Source organism: Actinomadura sp. 6K520 (genome assembly GCF_004349245.1).
Lineage (GTDB): Bacteria > Actinomycetota > Actinomycetes > Streptosporangiales > Streptosporangiaceae > Spirillospora.
The window spans coordinates 1-19,042 of the sequence record NZ_SMLC01000142.1; the positions used below are offsets into that span (position 1 = coordinate 1).

At 72.7% G+C, this 19,042-nt stretch carries 16 protein-coding genes and 1 rRNA gene; 11 read left to right on the plus strand and 6 right to left on the minus strand.

The genetic code is table 11. The annotated features are described in order from the left end of the window. Nucleotides 1–470 precede the first annotated feature (470 nt). The 4 genes from E1289_RS28300 to E1289_RS28315 all read left to right on the plus strand — a co-directional run bounded on the left by E1289_RS28300 (nucleotide 471) and on the right by E1289_RS28315 (nucleotide 5,358). Nucleotides 471–1,907: a GuaB1 family IMP dehydrogenase-related protein gene (locus E1289_RS28300; protein WP_131985517.1), complete on the plus strand. Its 1,437-nt coding sequence runs from the start codon at nucleotides 471–473 to the stop codon at nucleotides 1,905–1,907. Nucleotides 1,908–2,204: 297 nt separating this feature from the next. After that, entirely contained in the window at nucleotides 2,205–3,641 is a 1,437-nt protein-coding gene (locus E1289_RS28305) for an LCP family protein (RefSeq protein WP_243713207.1), read from the plus strand. An 89-nt stretch (nucleotides 3,642–3,730) separates the two neighbouring features. Next, a complete protein-coding gene (locus tag E1289_RS28310) occupies nucleotides 3,731–4,789 on the plus strand; it encodes an enolase C-terminal domain-like protein (RefSeq protein WP_131985521.1) in 1,059 nt (352 codons plus the stop codon). Then, nucleotides 4,786–5,358 (plus strand): AAA family ATPase, encoded by a 573-nt coding sequence (locus E1289_RS28315; RefSeq protein ID WP_131985523.1) that lies wholly within the window; start codon nucleotides 4,786–4,788, stop codon nucleotides 5,356–5,358. The genes E1289_RS28310 and E1289_RS28315 overlap by 4 nt, the downstream gene beginning before the upstream one ends. A gap of 36 nt (nucleotides 5,359–5,394) precedes the next feature. On the opposite strand, the gene E1289_RS28320 is transcribed toward E1289_RS28315, so the two are convergent. Genes E1289_RS28320 through E1289_RS28335 form a run of 4 tightly spaced genes read right to left on the minus strand, consistent with a single transcriptional unit; the run spans nucleotide 5,395 to nucleotide 11,922 of the window. Next, the gene (locus E1289_RS28320; protein WP_131985525.1) at nucleotides 5,395–6,549 is read right to left on the minus strand and encodes an acyl-CoA dehydrogenase family protein; all 1,155 of its coding nucleotides are present in this window, start codon (nucleotides 6,547–6,549) and stop codon (nucleotides 5,395–5,397) included. Next, on the minus strand, nucleotides 6,546–8,507 hold the full coding sequence (locus E1289_RS28325) for a biotin carboxylase N-terminal domain-containing protein (protein ID WP_131985527.1): 1,962 nt from the start codon (nucleotides 8,505–8,507) through the stop codon (nucleotides 6,546–6,548). The genes E1289_RS28320 and E1289_RS28325 overlap by 4 nt, the downstream gene beginning before the upstream one ends. Nucleotides 8,508–8,512: 5 nt before the next feature. Next, nucleotides 8,513–10,045: a carboxyl transferase domain-containing protein gene (locus E1289_RS28330; protein ID WP_243713209.1), complete on the minus strand. Its 1,533-nt coding sequence runs from the start codon at nucleotides 10,043–10,045 to the stop codon at nucleotides 8,513–8,515. 56 nt (nucleotides 10,046–10,101) lie between these two features. Then, entirely contained in the window at nucleotides 10,102–11,922 is a 1,821-nt protein-coding gene (locus E1289_RS28335; protein ID WP_131985531.1) for an acyclic terpene utilization AtuA family protein, read from the minus strand. A gap of 146 nt (nucleotides 11,923–12,068) precedes the next feature. Between E1289_RS28335 and E1289_RS28340 the strand changes: the two genes are divergently transcribed. Together E1289_RS28340 and E1289_RS28345 are read left to right on the plus strand one after the other, a co-directional pair. Next, complete coding sequence (locus E1289_RS28340) at nucleotides 12,069–12,764, plus strand: HAD family hydrolase (protein WP_131985533.1); 696 nt, start codon at nucleotides 12,069–12,071, stop codon at nucleotides 12,762–12,764. 159 nt (nucleotides 12,765–12,923) lie between these two features. Continuing rightward, nucleotides 12,924–13,532: a TetR/AcrR family transcriptional regulator gene (locus E1289_RS28345; RefSeq protein ID WP_131985535.1), complete on the plus strand. Its 609-nt coding sequence runs from the start codon at nucleotides 12,924–12,926 to the stop codon at nucleotides 13,530–13,532. A gap of 18 nt (nucleotides 13,533–13,550) precedes the next feature. Here the strand turns inward: E1289_RS28345 and E1289_RS28350 are convergent, their stop codons facing one another. Continuing rightward, nucleotides 13,551–13,970, minus strand: a complete 420-nt coding sequence (locus E1289_RS28350) for a class I SAM-dependent methyltransferase (RefSeq protein WP_131985537.1) — start codon at nucleotides 13,968–13,970, stop codon at nucleotides 13,551–13,553. Between the two features lie 87 nt (nucleotides 13,971–14,057). On the opposite strand from E1289_RS28350, the gene E1289_RS28355 reads away from it, so the two are divergent. The 5 genes from E1289_RS28355 to E1289_RS28375 all read left to right on the plus strand — a co-directional run bounded on the left by E1289_RS28355 (nucleotide 14,058) and on the right by E1289_RS28375 (nucleotide 18,661). After that, nucleotides 14,058–14,861, plus strand: a complete 804-nt coding sequence (locus E1289_RS28355; protein ID WP_131985539.1) for a metalloregulator ArsR/SmtB family transcription factor — start codon at nucleotides 14,058–14,060, stop codon at nucleotides 14,859–14,861. A gap of 80 nt (nucleotides 14,862–14,941) precedes the next feature. Further along, nucleotides 14,942–15,616 (plus strand): DUF998 domain-containing protein, encoded by a 675-nt coding sequence (locus E1289_RS28360; protein WP_131985541.1) that lies wholly within the window; start codon nucleotides 14,942–14,944, stop codon nucleotides 15,614–15,616. A 156-nt stretch (nucleotides 15,617–15,772) separates the two neighbouring features. Then, the gene (locus tag E1289_RS28365; protein WP_207929188.1) at nucleotides 15,773–17,266 is read left to right on the plus strand and encodes an NAD(P)/FAD-dependent oxidoreductase; all 1,494 of its coding nucleotides are present in this window, start codon (nucleotides 15,773–15,775) and stop codon (nucleotides 17,264–17,266) included. Beyond that, on the plus strand, nucleotides 17,263–18,045 hold the full coding sequence (locus tag E1289_RS28370; RefSeq protein ID WP_131985545.1) for a fatty acid desaturase: 783 nt from the start codon (nucleotides 17,263–17,265) through the stop codon (nucleotides 18,043–18,045). Before E1289_RS28365 ends, E1289_RS28370 begins: the two co-directional genes overlap by 4 nt. Before the next feature lie 4 nt (nucleotides 18,046–18,049). After that, nucleotides 18,050–18,661 carry a TetR/AcrR family transcriptional regulator gene (locus tag E1289_RS28375; RefSeq protein ID WP_131985547.1) on the plus strand — a complete coding sequence of 204 codons (612 nt, stop codon included), beginning with the start codon at nucleotides 18,050–18,052 and terminating at the stop codon, nucleotides 18,659–18,661. A gap of 43 nt (nucleotides 18,662–18,704) precedes the next feature. Here the strand turns inward: E1289_RS28375 and rrf are convergent. Further along, nucleotides 18,705–18,821 (minus strand): 5S ribosomal RNA (rrf, locus tag E1289_RS28380). Nucleotides 18,822–19,042 lie beyond the last annotated feature (221 nt).

Genomic DNA, 19,042 nt, shown 5'->3' on the forward strand with positions numbered 1-19,042 from the left:
GGGCGGGCGGGCGGCGGCCGGGCGGATCGCCGACGTCCGCCGCGGCGATCGCCGCCCGGGCCGGGCGGCCCGCGGCGCGGGCGAGCGCGGCTGACCGGGCCCAAGTGCGTGACCTGCATGCGCTTCTCCCGGTGTTCTGCTGTCACGCCCCTGCGGCGGGTTCCGCCGTCCGCGCGAGGCACATGTAAGAAAAGTGCATCGGGGGCACAGTTACGTCAAGAGGTAACTTTACAGAGAGCCAAGCCCTACGTTGCACCGTTTTCAGGCACGGAATCCACTTCACTTCGATCACGCCTGGAAGCGGCGGGAATCGGCATCGGGAGATCGCTCCGCGGCGCCGCGGGGACACAGTGTCATCACCCCTGGGTACGGGCCCGGAGGCGCGGCGTGGGCCGGAGCACCGCCGGGTATGGCGGACGATGTACGGTGCCCCAGCCGCCCGGAACCCGTGATTGGTGTGGAGTACAGCCGTGCACCTGCTGAACGGTGAGCGTTCCGCTTACGACCTCACCTACAACGACGTCTTCATGGTCCCCCGCCGCTCCTCGGTCGGGTCGCGCCTGGAAGTCGACCTGTCGACCGCGGACGGCAGCGGCACGACCGTGCCTCTCGTGGTGGCCAACATGACCGCCGTCTCCGGGCGCCGGATGGCGGAGACCGTCGCCCGGCGCGGCGGCATCGCCGTGCTCCCGCAGGACATCCCGGCCGACGTCGTCACCGAGGTCATCGGCTGGGTCAAGGGACGCGACCTCGTCGTGGACACCCCGATCCGGCTGGACCCGTCCAGCACGGCCGGGGACGCGCTCGCGCTGCTGCCGAAGCGCGCGCACGGCGCGGTGATCGTGGTCGAGGACGACCGGCCGGTGGGCGTCGTCACCGAGGCCGACTGCCAGGGCGTCGACCGGTTCGCGCAGCTGCGCGACATCATGTCCCGCGACCTGGTCACGGTGCCGGCCGGCGTGGACCCGCGCGAGGCGTTCGACCGGCTGCACGAGCGCGGCCACCGGCTCGCCCCCGTCGTCGACGCCGGCGGGCGCCTCGCGGGCATCCTGACCCGCACCGGCGCGCTGCGCGCCACGCTGTACAAGCCCGCGGTGGACGGCGGCGGGCGGCTGCGCATCGCCGCGGCGGTCGGGGTGAACGGCGACGTCGCGGGCAAGGCGAAGGCGCTGCTGGAGGCGGGCGCCGACCTGCTCGTCGTGGACACCGCGCACGGCCACCAGGACAAGATGATCAGCGCGCTGGCGGCCGTCCGGGGCCTGGACCCCGGCGTCCCGGTGGCGGCCGGGAACGTGGTGACGGCCGAGGGCACCCGCGACCTGATCGAGGCCGGCGCCGACATCGTCAAGGTCGGGGTGGGCCCCGGCGCGATGTGCACCACCCGGATGATGACGGGGGTCGGCCGGCCGCAGTTCTCCGCCGTCCTGGAGTGCGCCGCCGAGGCCCGCCGCCTCGGCCGGCACGTGTGGGCGGACGGCGGCGTCCGGCACCCCCGCGACGTGGCGCTGGCGCTGGCGGCCGGGGCCGCGAACGTGATGGTGGGCTCCTGGTTCGCCGGCACCTACGAGTCGCCCGGCGACCTGCAGCGCGCCGCCGACGGGCGCCTCTACAAGGAGAGCTTCGGGATGGCGTCCGCGCGGGCCGTGCGGCTGCGCACCGCAGACGACTCCCCGTTCGAGCGTGCCCGCAAGGCACTGTTCGAGGAGGGCATCTCCACCTCCCGGATGTTCCTCGACCCGCACCGCCCCGGCGTGGAGGACCTGATCGACTCGATCGTGGCCGGGCTGCGCAGCTCGTGCACCTACGCGGGCGCCCGGACGCTGGAGGAGTTCCACGAGCGGGCGACCGTCGGGATCCAGAGCTCGTCCGGCTACGCCGAGGGAATGCCGCTGGCCACCAGCTGGTAGCGCTTCCCGCCGGCCGTCCGCCCCGGGCCGGCGGAGAGCGCGGACGGCGGCCCGGGCGGCCGGGATCGGGGGTCGGGCTGCCAACTGATCACCGGATTGCATATCCTGGACAACAGCTGTGCCTGAGGTCACACGCGCTCGCACGCGGACGGCTCCCACGCAACTTTTGACCGGTCCCGCGCGTCCATAGGGTGAGCCAGGCTTATTTCACCGTGGGTGGGAATCGGAGCGTACATGGGTCGGTCGGCGAGTCGGCGCGCCGGGGAAGGGGACGGGGATCGCTCCTCCGGCGGTGCCGTGGGGCTCCCCCGCGCGCTCGCGCTGACCCTCGCGTCCGCCCTGGTCTGGGGCGTCGCCCACCTCGTCACCGGCCGGCGGGTGGCCGGGGGCCTGCTGCTGGCGCTGTACGTCGCGCTCCTCGCCGCGGTGGGGGCCGCCGGCACCGTCTACCGGTCGGACCTGCTGCAGTTCGCCGTCCGGCCGGAGGTCGTGGAGCGGCTGTCGGTCGGGCTGCTGACGCTCGGCGTGGTGTGGGTCTTCATCGTGATCCGCTCCTACCAGATCCTGCGGCCCATGAGGCTGTCGGCCGCGGCCCGCACGCTGGGCGCGGCGGCCGTCGCCGTGATGTGCTTCGCCGTCGCGGTGCCGGTGGCCTGGTCGGCGCACGGCACCTACGTCTACCGCGACGCGCTGACCAGCATCTTCCGCAGCGGCGGCGGGACCGGCAAGCAGGTCGACACCGACGACCCGTTCGACGGGCAGGCCCGCGTCAACATCCTGCTGCTCGGCGGCGACGCCGCCGAGGACCGCACCGGCGTGCGCACCGACAGCATGACGGTGGCGAGCATCGACACCGACACCGGCGACACGGTCCTGCTGAGCCTCCCCCGCAACCTGGAGGGCTTCCAGCTGCCGCCCGGCCCCGCCCGCGACCGCTTCCCCTACGGTTTCACCGGCGACGGGCCGCAGACGCCGGGCCTGCTGAACGAGGTGTTCCAGTACGCCGAGGAGCACCCCGACGTGGTGCCGGGCGTCCCCAAGAACGAGCGCGGCCCCGAGCTGCTGAAGGCCACGATCGCCGGCATCCTCGGCCTCCGGGTCGACTACTACATCCTGGTCGACATGTTCGGCTTCGCCGACATCATCGACGCCATGGGCGGCGTCAAGATCAGCATTGACGAGCCCATCCCGTACGGGCTGGAGGGCGCCGTGCTGGAGCCCGGCCACCGGACGCTCACCGGCAAGGAGGCGCTCTGGTACGGCCGGTCCCGCACCAACAGCAGCGACTACGTGCGGATGGGCCGGCAGAAGTGCCTGCTGGCCGCGATCGCCGAGCAGGCCGACCCGCAGAGCGTGCTGAGCAGCTTCGACAAGCTCGCCGCGGCCGCCAAGCGGACCCTGTCGACCGACATCCCGCAGGAGCTGCTGCCCGCGCTGATGAAGCTCTCGGAGCGCGTCAAGGGCGGCGCGCAGATCAACAGCCTGCAGTTCGTGCCGCCGCTGATCTACACCGGGAGCCCCGACTTCGACCTCATCCGCAGGTTGGCGGCCGAGGCGGTCAACACCGATCCCCGCCAGGTGAGCGGCGATCCGGGCGGTGACCCGGACGGCGGCGGCTCCCCGAACGCGGCGGCGAGCACGGCCCCGCCCCAGGCCGGCGACTCGCCGAGCGGCACCCCGACGTCGTCGAAGCCGCCGAGCAAGCCGGTGTCCCTGGAGGCCAGCTGCCCGTGATCCTTCGCACCGCCGTGTCCCAGCAGGGGCCCGGAGGGGGGATCATTGAAGGAGACCACTTCCTCTAAGGTCCTCGAAGGGCGGTGCGGGTGCCTCGGATCCATGGCTGCGACGTCTACCGCGTGGCGATGCCGCGCGGGAGGCGGCCGGAGAGCGTACTCGTCCGCCTCGCCGGCGGTGACGCGGTGGGGTGGGGCGAGATGGCCGTCCCCGGCGGCTCCGGCGATCCCGGCCGGGGCTGGGCCGACATCGAGGAGCGCATGGCGCCCGCGCTGGTCGGGCTGGAGTGGGACCGTCCCGAGGACGTGTCCGCCGCCGCGGACTTCGGCGCCCGGGAGGCGGCCGCCGCGATCGACGTCGCCTGCTGGGACCTGTGGTGCCGGACGCGGGGCCTGCCGCTCGCGCACGCGCTCGGCGGGACCCGCACGTCCATCGTGACCGGTTCGCGGATCTCGCCCGAGCCGGCGCTGGACACGGTCGCGGCCCGGGTCAACCGCGCCGTTGGAGCGGGCCACACCCGGGTGACCCTGGACGTACGCCCCGGCTGGGACATCGAGCCGGTCCGCACGATCAGGCAGGCGTACCCGGCGCTGGCGCTCGTCGCGGACGCGGGGCACGCCTACACCGAGTCGCCCGAGCACATGGCGGTCCTGGAAGGGCTGGACGCCTACGGCCTGGCGGCGATCGAGCGCCCGTTCCCCGCCGGCGACCTGGCCGCGCACGCCCGGCTCCAGCTGCGGGTCGGCACCGCCGTCGCCCCGGCCGTCGGCGACCTGGACACCCTCGACGCGGCCCTGACGCTGGAGGCGGGCCGCGCCCTGCACCTGCGGCTCGACCGGCTCGGCGGGCTGACCGCGGCCCGCAGCGCCCACGACCTCGCGTACGCGGCCGGCTGGGAGGTGTGGTGCAGCGGCTGCGGCGCGTTCGGCATCGGCCAGGCCGCCGCGGTGGCGCTGGCGTCGCTGCCGGGCTGCACGCTGCCGAGCGACGTCACCGACCCCGCGGGCGGCCCGGTGTTCGTGACGCCGCCCGTCCGGTCGTCCGGCGGCGTCGTCGGCGTCCCCCTCACGCAGCCCGGCCTCGGCCACGAGGTCGACGACGAGCGCATCGAGCGGCTGGCGACCCGCCGGCTGCGCCTGTCGGCGTGAGCGCCGCCCCGGCCTGGGTGGTGGCCGGGCCGCCCGGCTCCGGCAAGACCACCGTGTCGGACCTGCTGCTGGCACGGCTGCGTCCCGTCCCCGCGCTGCTGGACAAGGACACGATGTACGGGCCGTTCGTGGCGGCCGTGCTGGCGGCGTCCGGCCGCGACCCGGGCGAGCGGGAGGGCCCCTGGTACGACGCGCACGTCAAGCCGCACGAGTACGCGGGGATGACCGCGACGGCCCGGGAGGTCCGCTCCCACGGCTGCCCGGTGCTGCTCAGCGGCCCGTTCACCGGCCAGATCCGGGACGCCGGCCGCTGGGCGGAGTGGACCGCCGCGCTGGGCGGCCCGCCGGTGCGCCTGGTGTGGGTCCGCACGGACGCCGCGACGCTGCGGCACCGCCTGGTGGAGCGCGGGTCGCCGCGCGACACCGGGAAGCTGGCCGGGTTCGGCGCGTTCGTGGCGCGGATGCGGCCGGACGAGCCGCCGCCGGTCCCGCACGCGGCCGTCGACAACCGGCTGGCCGCGCCCGTCCCGCTGGAGGTGCAGCTCGACGCGCTGGCCGCCCGGCCCTGACCGATCAGCACGACGACCGACCAGCACGGCGACCGGTCAGTACGACTTGGGCAGGCCCAGGGAATGCTGCGCGACGTAGTTGAGGATCATCTCGCGGCTGACCGGGGCGATGCGCATCAGACGGACGACCCCCGCGAGCATCCCCACGCCGTACTCGGTCGTGAGGCCGTTGCCGCCGTGGGTCTGGATCGCCTGGTCGACGCAGTGGACCGCGGCCTCGGCGGCGGCGTACTTGGCCATGTTCGCGGCCTCACCGGCACCTGTGTCGTCGCCCGCGTCGTACAGCCAGGCGGCCTTCTGCCCCATCAGCCGCGCCAGCTCCAGCTCGATCTTCGCGGCGGCGAGCGGGTGCGCGAGGCCCTGGTGGGCGCCGATGGGCGTCTTGAACACCTGCCGGTCCCTCGCGTACGCGGTGGCCTTGCCGAGGGCCAGGCGGCCGATCCCGGCGCCCATGGCCGCGGCCATGATCCGCTCGGGGTTGAGGCCCGCGAACAGCTGGAGCAGGCCGCCGTCCTCGTCGCCGACGACCGCGTCGTAGGGCAGCCGGACGTCGTCGAGGTGGCAGACGAACTGCTTCTCCGGCGACACGATCTCCATGCCTATCGGCGTCCAGGTGAAGCCGTCCGCGCCGGTCGGCACGATGAACAGGGACGGGCGCAGGTTGCCCTTCTGGTCCTCGGTGCGGCCGACGAACATGACGGCGTCCGCCTCGTCGACGCCGGAGATGAACGTCTTCTGCCCGTTCAGCACCCAGCCGTCGCCGTCCCGGCGCGCGGTGGTGGTGATGCGGTGCGCGTTGGAGCCCGCGTCGGGCTCGGTGATCGCGAACGCCATCTTCACCGAGCCGTCCGCGAATCCGGGGAGCCAGTGCCGCCGCTGCTCCGCCGTGCCGGAGCGCGCGATGATCGTGGCGCAGATCGCCGGGGAGACGACCATGAGCAGCAGGGGGCAGCCCGCCGCGGCCAGTTCCTCGCACACCGCGGCGAGGTCGCCGATGCCGCCGCCTCCGCCGCCGTACTCCTCGGGCACGTTCACGCCGAGGTAGCCGAGGCGCCCCGCCTCGTCCCACAGCTCGTCGGTCTTCTGCCCGGCGCGGGCCTTCTCGACGTAGTACGACGCGCCGTACTCGGCGCCCAGCTCGGCGACGGCGGCGCGCAGCGCCCGCCGCTCCGCGGTCTCGACGAAGCTCATCCGGTGGTCCCTTCGATGACGGCGAGGACGGCGCCGGACTCGACCTGCTGGCCCGCCGCGACCTTCAGTTCCGCGACCGTCCCCGCGGACGGCGCGGCGATGCGGTGCTCCATCTTCATCGCCTCCAGGACGACGAGCGTCTGCCCGCCGGCGACGCCGGCGCCGAGTTCGGTCTCGACGCGCAGCACCGTCCCTGGCATGGGCGCGAGGAGCGATCCCGGGGCGAGCCGGCTGCCCGGGTCGGTGAAGCGGGGGACGGCCCGGAACGCCACCGGGCCGAGGCGGGAGTCGACGTACACCGAGTCGCCGGCCCTGGTCACCGCGAACGTCTCGCGCAGGCCCTCGTGCTCCAGGACGACCCGTCCGGGCGTCGCCGACACCAGCGAGGTGCCGGGGCACAGTTCCGACACCAGCTCGCCCCGGTGCAGGTAGTAGTCGACGGCCACCTGCCCGGACGGGGCCTCGAACGTCCTGCGCTGCGGCTGCGACCGGACGTTGCGCCACCCCGGCGGGAGCCCGCCGAGCGCCCGTGCGGCGGCCCGGTCCGCGGCGGCACCGGCCAGCGCGGCGGCCAGCGCGGACACGCGGACGGCGTCCTCCCCGGCGAGCGGCGCGGCGAGGACGCCGAGGCCGATCCGGTCCAGGTATCCGGTGTCGGTGCCGCCGTCCAGGAAGGCCGGCTCCTCCAGTACCCGGACGAGCAGGTCGCGGTTGGTGGCCGGGCCGTGGATGCGGGCGCCGCGCAGGCCGGCCGCGAGCCGGCGGGCCGCGGCCCGCCGGGTGGGCGCCCACGCGATCAGCTTGGCGAGCATGGGGTCGTAGTGGACGCCGATCTCGCCGCCGCTCTCGACTCCGCTGTCGAGCCGCAGCCCGTGGGACGCGGGGACGGCGAACTCGGCGTCGACGCCCGGTACCTCGAAGGTGTGCAGGGGGCCGCTGCCCGGACGCCAGTCGCGGGCGGGGTCCTCGGCGTACAGGCGCACCTCGATGGCGTGGCCGCGCGGCTCGGGCGCGGCGTCCGGGAGCCGCGTACCCTCGGCGATCTCGAACTGCAGCCGGACGAGGTCGATCCCGTACACGCATTCGGTGACGGGATGCTCGACCTGGAGGCGGGTGTTGACCTCCAGGAAGAAGAAGCGTCCGTCCGGGGCGAGCATGAACTCGACCGTGCCCGCGCCCGTGTAGCCGATGGCGCGGGCGGCGTTCGCAGCCGCGGCGCAGAGGGCGGCGCGGAGCTCCGGCCCGACCGCCGGGGACGGCGCCTCCTCGACGATCTTCTGGTGGCGGCGCTGGATCGAGCATTCGCGCTCGCCGAGCGTCCAGACGCCGCCGTGCGCGTCCGCGACGACCTGTACCTCGATGTGGCGGGCGTTCTCCAGCAGCGGCTCGCAGAACACGGTCGGGTCGCCGAACGCCGACTCCGCCTCGCGGCGGGCGGCGGCGAGGGCATCGGGCAGCTCGTCCGGTGCCCGGACGATCCGCATGCCGCGCCCGCCGCCGCCCGCGGACGCCTTCACCAGGAGCGGGAAGTCCGCGCCGGTCGCGCGGGCGGGGTCCAGTTCGGGCAGCACCGGGACGTCCGCGGACGCCATCAGCTTCTTCGCCTCGATCTTGGAGCCCATCGCGGCGATCGCCTCGGGCGGCGGGCCGATCCAGGTCAGGCCCGCGTCGATCACCGCTCGTGCAAATTCCGCGTTCTCCGACAGGAAGCCGTACCCCGGGTGGACGGCGTCGGCCCCGGCGCCGCGCGCCACGGCGAGGAGCCGCTCGACCGACAGGTACGTCTCCGCCGGGGTGGCCCCGGGCAGCCGTCCCGCGACGTCCGCCTCCCGGACGTGCGGCGCGTCCGTGTCCGGGTCGGAGTGGACGGCGACCGTCCCGATGCCGAGGTCCCGGCAGGCCCGCATGACCCGGCGGGCGATCTCCCCGCGGTTGGCGACAAGCACTCTGCTGATCATCAGGCTCACATCCGGAAGACGCCGAAGCCGTCGGCTCCGCGCACGGGCGCGTTGTGGACGGCGGACAGGCACAGGCCGAGGACGGTGCGGGTGTCGCGCGGATCGATCACGCCGTCGTCGTAGAGGCGCCCGGACAGGAAGAACGGCAGCGACTCCGCCTCGATCTGGTTCTCGACCATCTCCCGCATCGCGCGGTCCTGGTCCTCGTCGTAGACCTGCCCGCGCGCTTCGGCCGCCTGCCGCGCCACGATCGACAGGACCCCCGCGAGCTGCTGCGGGCCCATCACCGCGGACTTCGCGCTCGGCCACGTGAACAGGAACCGGGGGTCGTACGCCCGGCCGCACATGCCGTAGTTGCCCGCCCCGTACGAGGCGCCCATCACGATCGTCAGGTGCGGGACCCGGCTGTTCGCCACCGCGTTGATCATCAGGGCGCCGTGCTTGATGATCCCGGCCTGCTCGTACTCCCTGCCGACCATGTAGCCGGTCGTGTTGTGCAGGAACAGCAGCGGCGTGTCGCTCTGGTTGGCGAGCTGGATGAACTGGGCCGCCTTCTGCGCCTCCTCGCTGAACAGGACGCCCTGCGCGTTGGCGAGGACGCCCACCGGGTAGCCGTGGACGCGGGTCCAGCCGGTGACCAGGCTCGTCCCGTACAGCGGCTTGAACTCCTCGAACCGGGAGCCGTCCGCGATCCGGGCGATGACCTCGCGCGGGTCGAACGGGATCTTCAGGTCGTCGGGGACGATGCCGGCCAGCTCGTCCGCGTCGTACAGCGGTTCCTCCGCCGGGCCCGGCGCGGGGCCGAGCTTGCGGTGGTTGAGGTTCCGGACGATCTCGCGGCCGAGGCGCAGCGCGTCCGCCTCGTCGGCCGCCATGTGGTCGGCGAGGCCGGAGGAGCGCGCGTGCATCTCCGCGCCGCCGAGCTCCTCGTCGCCGGCCTCCTCCCCCGTCGCCATCTTCACCAGCGGCGGGCCGCCGAGGAACACCTTCGCGCGCTCCTTGACCATCACGACGTGGTCGCACATCCCCGGGACGTACGCGCCGCCCGCGGTGGAGTTGCCGAACACCAGCGCGATCGTCGGGATGCCCGCCGCCGACAGCCGGGTCAGGTCGCGGAACATCCGCCCGCCCGGGATGAAGATCTCCTTCTGCGTCGGCAGGTCCGCGCCGCCCGACTCGACCAGGTTGATCAGGGGGAGCCGGTTCTCCAGCGCGATGTCGGCCGCCCGGAAGCTCTTCTTCACCGACCACGGGTTGCTGGACCCGCCGCGCACCGTCGGATCGTTCGCCACGATGACGCATTCGACGCCCTCGACGACGCCGATGCCGGTGACGACGCTCGCGCCGACGGGGAAGTCGCTGCCCCACGCGGCGAGGGGGCTCAGTTCCAGGAACGGCGAGTCGGGGTCGATCAGCAGCTCGATGCGCTCCCGCGCGAGCATCTTCCCGCGCTTGCGGTGCCGCTCGACGTACTTCTCGCCGCCGCCCGCGAGGGCCTTGGCGTGCTCGGCGTCCAGGGCCGCGAGCTTCTCCAGCATGGCCGCGCGGCGCTCCCGGTACTCGGGGCCGCCGGTGTCGAGCGTGCTCTTCAGCGTCACAGGAGTGCCTCCGGGATGTCGACGTGGCGGGACCGCAGCCACTCCCCGAGGGCCTTGCCCTGCGGGTCGAACCGTGTCGAGGCCGAGACGCCCTCCTGCAGGAGCCCCTCGACGACGAAGTTGACGGCGCGGAGGTTGGCCAGTACGTGGCGGTGGACGGTGTGGCCGCGGGTCTCGGGCAGCAGCTCGCGGAACCGCTCGACGGTGAGGTACGGCTCCAGCCAGCGCCACTGCGCGTCCGTCCGCGCCCATACCCCGATGTTGGCGTCCCCGCCCTTGTCCCCGCTCCGCGCACCCGCGACCCGCCCCAAGGGGACACGGCCGGTGGTTCCTTCACGGGCGGAAGGGTTTTCCACAGGAGGCGATTGTCCTTCCGCCCCGTGGCCTGCGGGTTGGACACTGGGAGTGGGCTGGCCCCCCCGGGCGGGTGGGGACTGGGTGGCGTTTCCGGTGTGGGCCCCGGCCGCGGTCCGCGCCTCGGCCATCGTGGCCACGACGGGGGCGGACGGAATTGCGATGCGCTCGCCCCCGTGCGTGACCGCGACATGCTCGACGGTCTCGTTGGGAACGAACGCGGGCTTGTACACGCCGTACGGGCCGCCCTTCCCCGGCGGGGACGTCATCGTGAAGCCGGGGTAGCCGGCGAGCCCGAGTTCGACGGCCGCGCCGCTGAACGCGCGGCCGGCCTTCTCCGGGTCCGGGTCCAGGACGGCGCAGCGCAGCAGGGCGGTGGCCTCGCCCTGCGTGCCGGGGTCGGCCTTGGCGGTGCCGATGAGCGTCCATTCGACCCGCTCCGGCCGGGCGTCGCCGAACGCCGCTTCCAGTTGCCTCTTGGCGAGTTCCGCCTTGGCCTCGATGCCGAGCCCGGTGAGCACGAACGTCATCTCGTTGCGGTGGCCACCAAGGTGGTTCAGGCAGACCTTGGTGCTGGGGGGCGGCGGGAGCCCCTTGACGCCGCTGATCCGTACCCGGTCGGGACCGTCGTCGATCAGCTCGACCGTGTCGAAGCGCGTCGTGACATCGGGACCGGCGTAGGCCGGCCCACCGATCTCGTACAGCAGTTGCGCCGTGACGGTCTCGACGGTCACGGCACCGCCCGTCCCGTCGTGCTTCGTGATCACGCACGAGCCGTCGCCGTGCATCTCCGCGACCGGAAAACCCGGTGCCTTTACGTTGTAGATTTCTTCGAAGAAGCTGTAGTTGCCGCCCGTGGCCTGCGCCCCGCACTCCAGGACGTGCCCGGCGACGGTCGCTCCGGCCAGCGTGTCCCAGTCGTCCCGCGCCCAGCCGAAGTGCGCGGCCGCCGGGCCCACGACCAGGGAGGCGTCGGTGACGCGGCCGGTCACCACCACGTCGGCGCCGCGGCGCAGGCACTCGGCGATCCCCCACGCCCCGAGATAGGCGTTGGCCGTCAGCGGCCGCCCGTACCGCGGATGCTCGAACCCCAGCTCCCCGGCCCGTCCCAGCAGGTCGTCACCCTCGACATGACCGATGCGCACCTCAAGCCCAAGCCGCCCGGCGAGGTCCCGCAGCTTCTCGGCCAGCCCGCGCGGGTTCAGCCCGCCGGCGTTGGCCACGATCTTCGTGCCGCGCTCCACGGCGAGCCCGAGGGACTCCTCCATCTGCCGCAGGAACGTGGTGGCGTACCCGGCTTCCGGGTCCTTCATCCTGCCGCGGCCCAGGATGAGCATCGTCAACTCGGCGAGATAGTCACCGGTCAGGACGTCCAGCGGCCCGCCCTCGAGCATCTCCCGAACCGCGGAGAAGCGGTCGCCGTAGAAGCCCGAGGCGTTACCGACCCGCAGCGGTTGGCTCATGCCCAGAACCCTGCCAGACCCACCCGCAAAAAATCAATCACGCATGATTGTTTTGGTCGCAGCCGCGAAACCGGCAGTCATCGCCCTTCACGAAACGGCGAGGGTCCCCGGTAGCATTGGCGGCCTCTCCGGCGTGGAGGTACGGGATGCGCGGCGGTATCGCGGTGGTCACCTTCGACGGTGACGAGACGCTGTGGGACTTCCAGAACGCGATGCGCGGGGCCCTGGAGGCGACCGCCCGTTCCTTCGCCGAAGCCGGTCTGGCCCGATCCGGTGGGACACCGGTCACCGCCGACTGGCTCGCCGAGTTGCGCACGCGGGTGGCCGTCCGGCCAGAGTGGCAGATGGCTCGGATGGAGGCGATCCGGCTGGAGTCCCTGCGCGAGGCCGCCGCCCGCACCGCGGCCCCGACCGGGTTCGCCGAAGAGGTCTTCGACCGCTACATGGAGTTGCGCCACTCCGGTGTCCGGCTCTATCCGGAGACGCGGGCGTCCCTGCAGAGCCTGGCCGACCGCGGGCTGCGGACGGCACTGATCACCAACGGGAACAGCGACCCTTCTCTGCTGGGCCTGGACGCGCTGCTGGAGACGACGGTCGTCGCCGCCGACTGCGGGTTCCGCAAGCCCGACCCGGCCATCTACCGCCACGCCGCCGGACGGCTCGACGTGTCACCCGAGGCCTGCGTCCATGTCGGCGACCATCCGATGGAGGACGTGCGCGCCTCGGCCGAGGCCGGGATGCGCCCGGTGTGGATCAACCGCACCGGCATGACGTGGCCCGGCGGCGTCCGGCCCTGGCGGGAGATCACCACTCTGGCGGACCTACCGCCGCTGCTCGATTGACGGCCGGGACGGGAACGGCTCAGCGCGGACCAATAGATCATGGGCTGACCACCACGTACACCGGCCGCCCGTTCGCCCGACTGGAAAAAAGCAATCATGCATGATTGTTTGGTCGGTTCGGGTTTGGTTGACTGGTGGGGGCACCGAGTCGAGGGATCCATGACCACGCAGGCACTTCCCCGGGAACCGCAGCAGGACCGCAGCCGCGCCACCAGGCGGCGCCTTCTGGAGGCGGCTGTCGAGTGCCTGGCGTCCGTGGGGTGGGCCGGGACGACCGTGGCGGTGGTCGCCGAACGCGCCGGGGTCTCCCGGGGCGCCGCGCAGCACCACTTCCGGACGCGCGAGGAGCTGGTGACGGCGGCCGTCGACTACGGGTCCGAGGTGCGGATGGCGCAGATGCGCGAGCGCCTGGACGCGCTGGCCGGGCGCCGGCCGTCCACCGCGGACGTGGTGGCGCTGCTCGGCGAGATGTACACCAGTCCCCTGTTCCGTGCCGCGCTGCAGCTCTGGGTCGCCGCCAGTTCCGACGAGCAGCTCCGCGAGCAGGTCGTGCCCCTGGAGGCGCGGGTGGGGCGTGAGGCGCACCGCCTCACCGTCGAGGCGCTCGGCGTGGACGAGAGCGTGCCCGGCGTCCGGGAGACGGTCCAGGCGACCCTCGATCTGGTGCGCGGCCTCGGGCTCGCCGACCTGCTCACCGACGACTCGGCCCGCCGCACGCGCCTGCTGGCCCAGTGGGCCGCCACCCTCGACCAGGCTCTCGGCCGCTGACCCCGCGGGAACTCGGGCTCAGACGGACAGCTGGCGCAGGGGGTCGCCGCCGTCGATGAAGAGGCGGCCGCCGGGGGCCAGCGCCGCGGCGATGCGCGGGACGGCCTTGCGGCCCGCCTCGGGATGGCGGCCGTCGAGCGCGCCGACCCGCACGGCGAAGACGAGGTCGAACGGCCCTTCGCCGGGTTGCGGTTCGAAGTCCTCGATCGCGGCCTGCCGGACGCTCATGCGTCCCGCTGCGATCTCGGCGGTGGACGCGGCCGCCGTCTGCGCGACCGCCTTGGCCGACCGGTCGATCGCGAGGATGTGCCCGGTGCCGAGCCGGGCCGCGACGGCCCGCGCGGCGGCGCCGGTACCGCAGCCGATCTCCAGTACGCGCATCCCCGGGGCGAGCGGCAACGCGTCCACGATCGCGGAAAGACGAGGTGACAGCGACATGGAGCGACCCTAGGACACGCCACCGACAGTCCCGCATTTCCTCCAGCAAGGTTGACATGTGACCTTTTGGTCACCTATTTTTCTGGTGTGGACGACGACGAACTGGCGTTCAAGGCGCTGGCGGATCCGACCCGCCGCTTCCTGCTCGACCTGCTGTTCGCCCGGGACGGGCGGACGCTGGGCGAACTGGAGGCGGAGGTGGAGATGACGCGGTTCGGGGTCTCCAAGCACCTGCGGGTGCTGGAGGACGCCGGACTGGTGGTCCCGCGCCGTTCCGGCCGGGAGAAGCTGCACTTCCTGAACCCGGTGCCGATCCGGCTGATCCACGACCGGTGGATCGGCAAGTACACCGAGCGGCCCACCGCGGCGCTCGCCGACCTGAAGAGAAGACTGGAGTCCGACATGACGACGACCGAGACCGGCGCCGGCAAGACCGTCCAGGTGTACCGCGTGTACATCAAGGCGACACCGCAGGCGATCTGGGACGCCATCACCAAGCCGGAGTGGACGGCGAAGTTCGGCTATCAGGCACCGGTGGAGTACGACCTGCGTCCCGGCGGCGCCTTCCGCGGCCTCGCCAGCGACGCGATGAAGGAGCACGGCGCCCCGGACGTGGTCATCGACGGCGAGGTCATCGAGGCGGACCCGCCGCACAGGCTCGTCCAGACGTGGCGGGCGCTCTTCCTCGGCGAACCGCACACGCGGCTGACCTACGAGATCGAGGACGACGGCTCCGGCGTCTCGCGGCTGACCGTCACCCACGACGTGACCGGGGCGCCGCAGACGGCGGCGCAGGGCGCGGGCGAGATCCCCGAGGCGGGCGGCGGCTGGAACCAGACGCTCAGCGACCTGAAGACCCTGCTGGAGACCGGCGAGTCCCTCTTCGCCTGACCACCACCTGCCGACCGCATCGTTCCGAGACCGGGCGGCCGGGCGCCGTCCGGCCCGGCCGCCGACCCCCAGGAGTCGCCATGCCTTCCGCGCACACGCCCCCGCTGTCCCCGTCCCGAGCCACGCGCGCCTCCACCCGCGCCCTCCTCGCCTGCGGCGTCCCCGCCGGACCGCTGTTCGTCCTGCTGATCGTTGCGCAGGCCATGACGCGGGACGGGTTCGACGCCGCCCGTCACCCGCTCAGCATGCTCGCGCTCGGTGAGCACGGCTGGATCCAGACGGCCAACTTCCTGCTCTGCGGAGCCCTCGTCGTGGCGTCCGCCGCCGGGCTGCGGCGCGTCCTGGAACCTGGGACGGTCGGCCGCACGTGGGGAACCGCTCTCATCGCCGCCTATGGCGCGAGCCTGATCTGGGCGGGGGTGTTCCCCACCGACCCGGCGGAAGGCTTCCCCGCCGGAACGCCCGACGGCATTGGGGAGGTCAGCTGGCACGGCATGCTGCACAACCTCGCACCGGTCGGGATGGGGCTTGCGCTGAGCGTCGCGTGCGTCGTGTTCGCCCGCCGGTTCCTCCGTGAAGGGCGGCTCGGGTGGACGCTCTACAGCGCCGCCGCGCCGGCCGTGTACCTCGCACTGGGCATGGCCGCGTTCCCCGCGGGCGACTTCCGGCTGATGCTCGCCGGAGGCGCCGCCATCTGGACATGGGCGGCCGTCCTCTCGCTGAAGTTCCTCCGAGAGGCCCGCAGCACGTCTTGATCCGACATGGCCGGAGGCGGCTCCGCACACGGGCGGGGCCGCCTCCGGCCATGTCGGCCCACGCGTATTGACGACGGCAGACGGTGCACCGAATCTGAACCTATGTTCAGAACAAACGTTCAGACGGATCGGCCACGGAGGGCGGCGCGGTTCCCCGTGTCGTGCGACGTGGCCGTGCTCGGCGGCGGGCTCGCCGGGATGGCGACCGCGGCGAGGCTGCAGGCGGCGGGGCTGTCCACGCTGGTGATCGAGGCCCACGGGCATGTCGGGGGCTGCGCCGGCTACTACCGGCGCCGGGGCTTCTCCTTCGACGTGGGCGCGACGACCATGGTCGACTTCGAGCCGGGCGGGGTCGGGGCGGAACTGCTCACCGGCATCGGGATGGACCCGGTGCCCGGCGAGGCGCTGCCCGGCTACGTCGGCTGGCTGCCCGACCGCAAGATCACGCTCTACCGCGACGCCCGCGCCTGGCACCGGGAGCGGCTGCGCTCCCTGGGCGACACGCCTCAGCACCGCGCGTTCTGGGCACGCCTCGACCGTCTCGCGGACGTGTTCTGGGCGGCGAGCCGCACCGGGGTGCGGCTGCCGATGCGCGGCCCCGCGGACGCCCTGCACAACCTGCGGGCCGTCGGACCGCGCGGGCTCCCGCTCGCCCGCCACCTGAACACCACCCTCGGGGACGCCCTCGCCCGGCACCGCCTCCGCGATGAGGCACCGCTGGTCGGACTGCTGTCGATGCTGGTGGAGGACACCGTCCACAGCACCGTCGACCGGGCGCCGCTCATCAACGCCGCCCTCGGGGTCACCATCCGCGGCGCCGGACTCACCCGCGCGGACGGCGGCATGCGCGGGTTCTGGCGGCGGTTCGTGGCGCACTACCGCGGGCTCGGCGGTCGGCTGCACGTCGGGTGCGCGGTCGAGCGGGTCACCGGACGGGCGGGGGCGTTCGCCGTCCACACCAGCCGCGGGGTCGTACATGCCCGGCAGGTGGTCAGCGCGCTGCCCGCCGGCACGACCGCGCGCGTCGTCCCCGACCTCGCCGGCCCGCTGAGGCCGTACCTGGAACGGGACGAACCGGACATGGGCGGGGCGATCGTCGTCTTCCTCGGAGTCCCGGACGGCGAGGTGGCCGGCCAGGAGTTCACCCACCACCAGTTGCTGCAGGACTACGACCGGCCGCTAGGCGACGGCAACAACATGTTCGTCTCGGTGTCCGCACGGGGCGACACCGAGAGCGCACCGCCGGGACGGCGAGCCGTGATGATCTCCACCCACACCGGGCTCGAAGACTGGGCCGGGCTGCCGGACGCCGAGTACGAGGCCCGCAAGGAGGAGATCGGGGAACGTCTCGTCGGCCTGGCCCGCCGCGTCCATCCCTCGCTCGGCGAACGCGCGCAGGTGCGGGAGGTGGGCACGCCGCGCTCCTACGAGCGTTTCGCGTTCCGGCCGGGCGGTGCCGTCGGCGGCGTCCGCCAGGCTCCGGGTAACACCAACCAGAATGCCGTTCCGCATTCGCTGGGCGTGCCCGGGCTGTGGCTCGTGGGCGACTCGACCTGGCCCGGCCTCGGCACCGTCGCGTGTGCCCTGGGCAGCCGCATCGTCGCGGAAGAGGCCCTCAAGGCCGCCCGCCGGACGGCGGTGGCGCGATGACCGTCCCTAAGCTGTCCGAGCTCGGCCCCGACCTGCTCGTCACCACCCGCCCCCGGCGCATCCTCACCCTGTCCCTCCCCTACTCGGCGGTCGCTCTGTTCGTCGCCGTGTGGCTCGCGGGATGGTGGTGGCTGACTCCGGTCGTCGCCTTCGGGACCTTCGTCGCGGTCGTCACGGCGACCCACGACGTCGTCCACCGCTCGCTCGGTCTCGGCAGGCGGGCGACGGAATGGGCGCTGTTCCTGCTAGGCGCGGTCCTCCTGGAGAGCGGACACGCCTACCGCGCCACCCACATCCAGCACCACCGGACTTTCCCCAGCGACGAGGACCCGGAGGGATACCCGGCGAACCTGTCGGCGCTCGGCGCAATCCTCTACGGACCCGTCTTCCTCGTCCGACTGTGGTTCTGGGCGTTCCTGCGCAGCGCGGCCGGTCAGCGGGTGTGGCTGCTGGCGGAGGCGGCGCTCCCCTTCGCGGCGGTCGGCGCCGGCGTCCTGTTCTCCCGGGGCCTCCTCGCGTACGCGGTCATGATGATCGTGGGGAGCTGGGTCTACCCGCTGCTGACCGTGCACTTGCCGCACCGGCACTATGGGGAAACGCCGCTGACCCAGACCCGCACCATGCGCGGACGGATCATTCCCGCGCTGTTCCTGGAGCTGACGTACCACCTGGAGCACCATCTGTACCCTCAGGTACCGAGCCACCACCTCGCCCGGCTCGCACGGCGGCTCGACCCCATTCTCGCCGAGGCGGGCGTCAAGCCCTGGAAGGTGATCTGAGCGCATGGCGCCCCGCGCGGAGGCCAGGAAACGTCTCCTCGACGCGACCGTCCGCACTCTCGCGGCCGAGGGGTACGGCGGGACGACGGCCCGCTCGATCGCCAGGACGGGTGGCTTCGCACCCGGCGTCATCTACTACCACTTCGAGGACCTGGAAGCGTTGCTCGTCGCAGCGCTCCGCCACACCAGCCAGGCCCGGAGAGACCGCTACGACGAGGCGCTCGGCTCCTGCACGGACGCCACCGAACTCCTCGCCCGCCTCCGCGAACTGTACGCCGAGGACATGAGGAACCAGGGGCACATCGACGCGGTCCAAGAACTCTTCACGGCATCAGCGACATCGCCGCGGCTACGGGAGGAACTGCTCGCCCACGTCGAATCCTGGTCGGAATTCGCCGCCACCGCGGTGCATCGGCTCGTTGGCGGAACGGCCTTGGCGGGCGTCGTCCCGTCCCGTGAACTCGGCATGATCGCGGTGGCGATGTTCCTCGGTATCCAGACCCTCACCCACCTGGACGGGGACCGCTCCCGCGTCGAATCGCTCTTCAGCACCGCGGAGCCGGCAGCGATCCTGTGGGACACCTTCGCCGGCCGCAATCCGATACCCGAGAAATGAGAAAGGGCCCCGCCATAACGGCGGGGCCCTCCCCCTAATATAAGTCCGGCGGTGTCCTACTCTCCCACACAGTCTCCCATGCAGTACCATCGGCGCTGAAGAGCTTAACTTCCGGGTTCGGAATGGAACCGGGTGTTTCCCCTTCGCCAAAACCACCGAACGTCTCAACGCACCACCCCAAACACCAGGGCGGGCAAGTCAACGTCCAAACACAACGCTCAGCATTCAATTATACAACCACGGGTCGCCCAGGGTTGTTTCCTGAGAACCACACAGGGACGCGAACAACTCACACAGCGATTCACCTTGAACGAATTGTGTGTTCAAGCCACTCGGCCTATTAGTACCGGTCAACTCCACACGTTACCGCGCTTCCATACC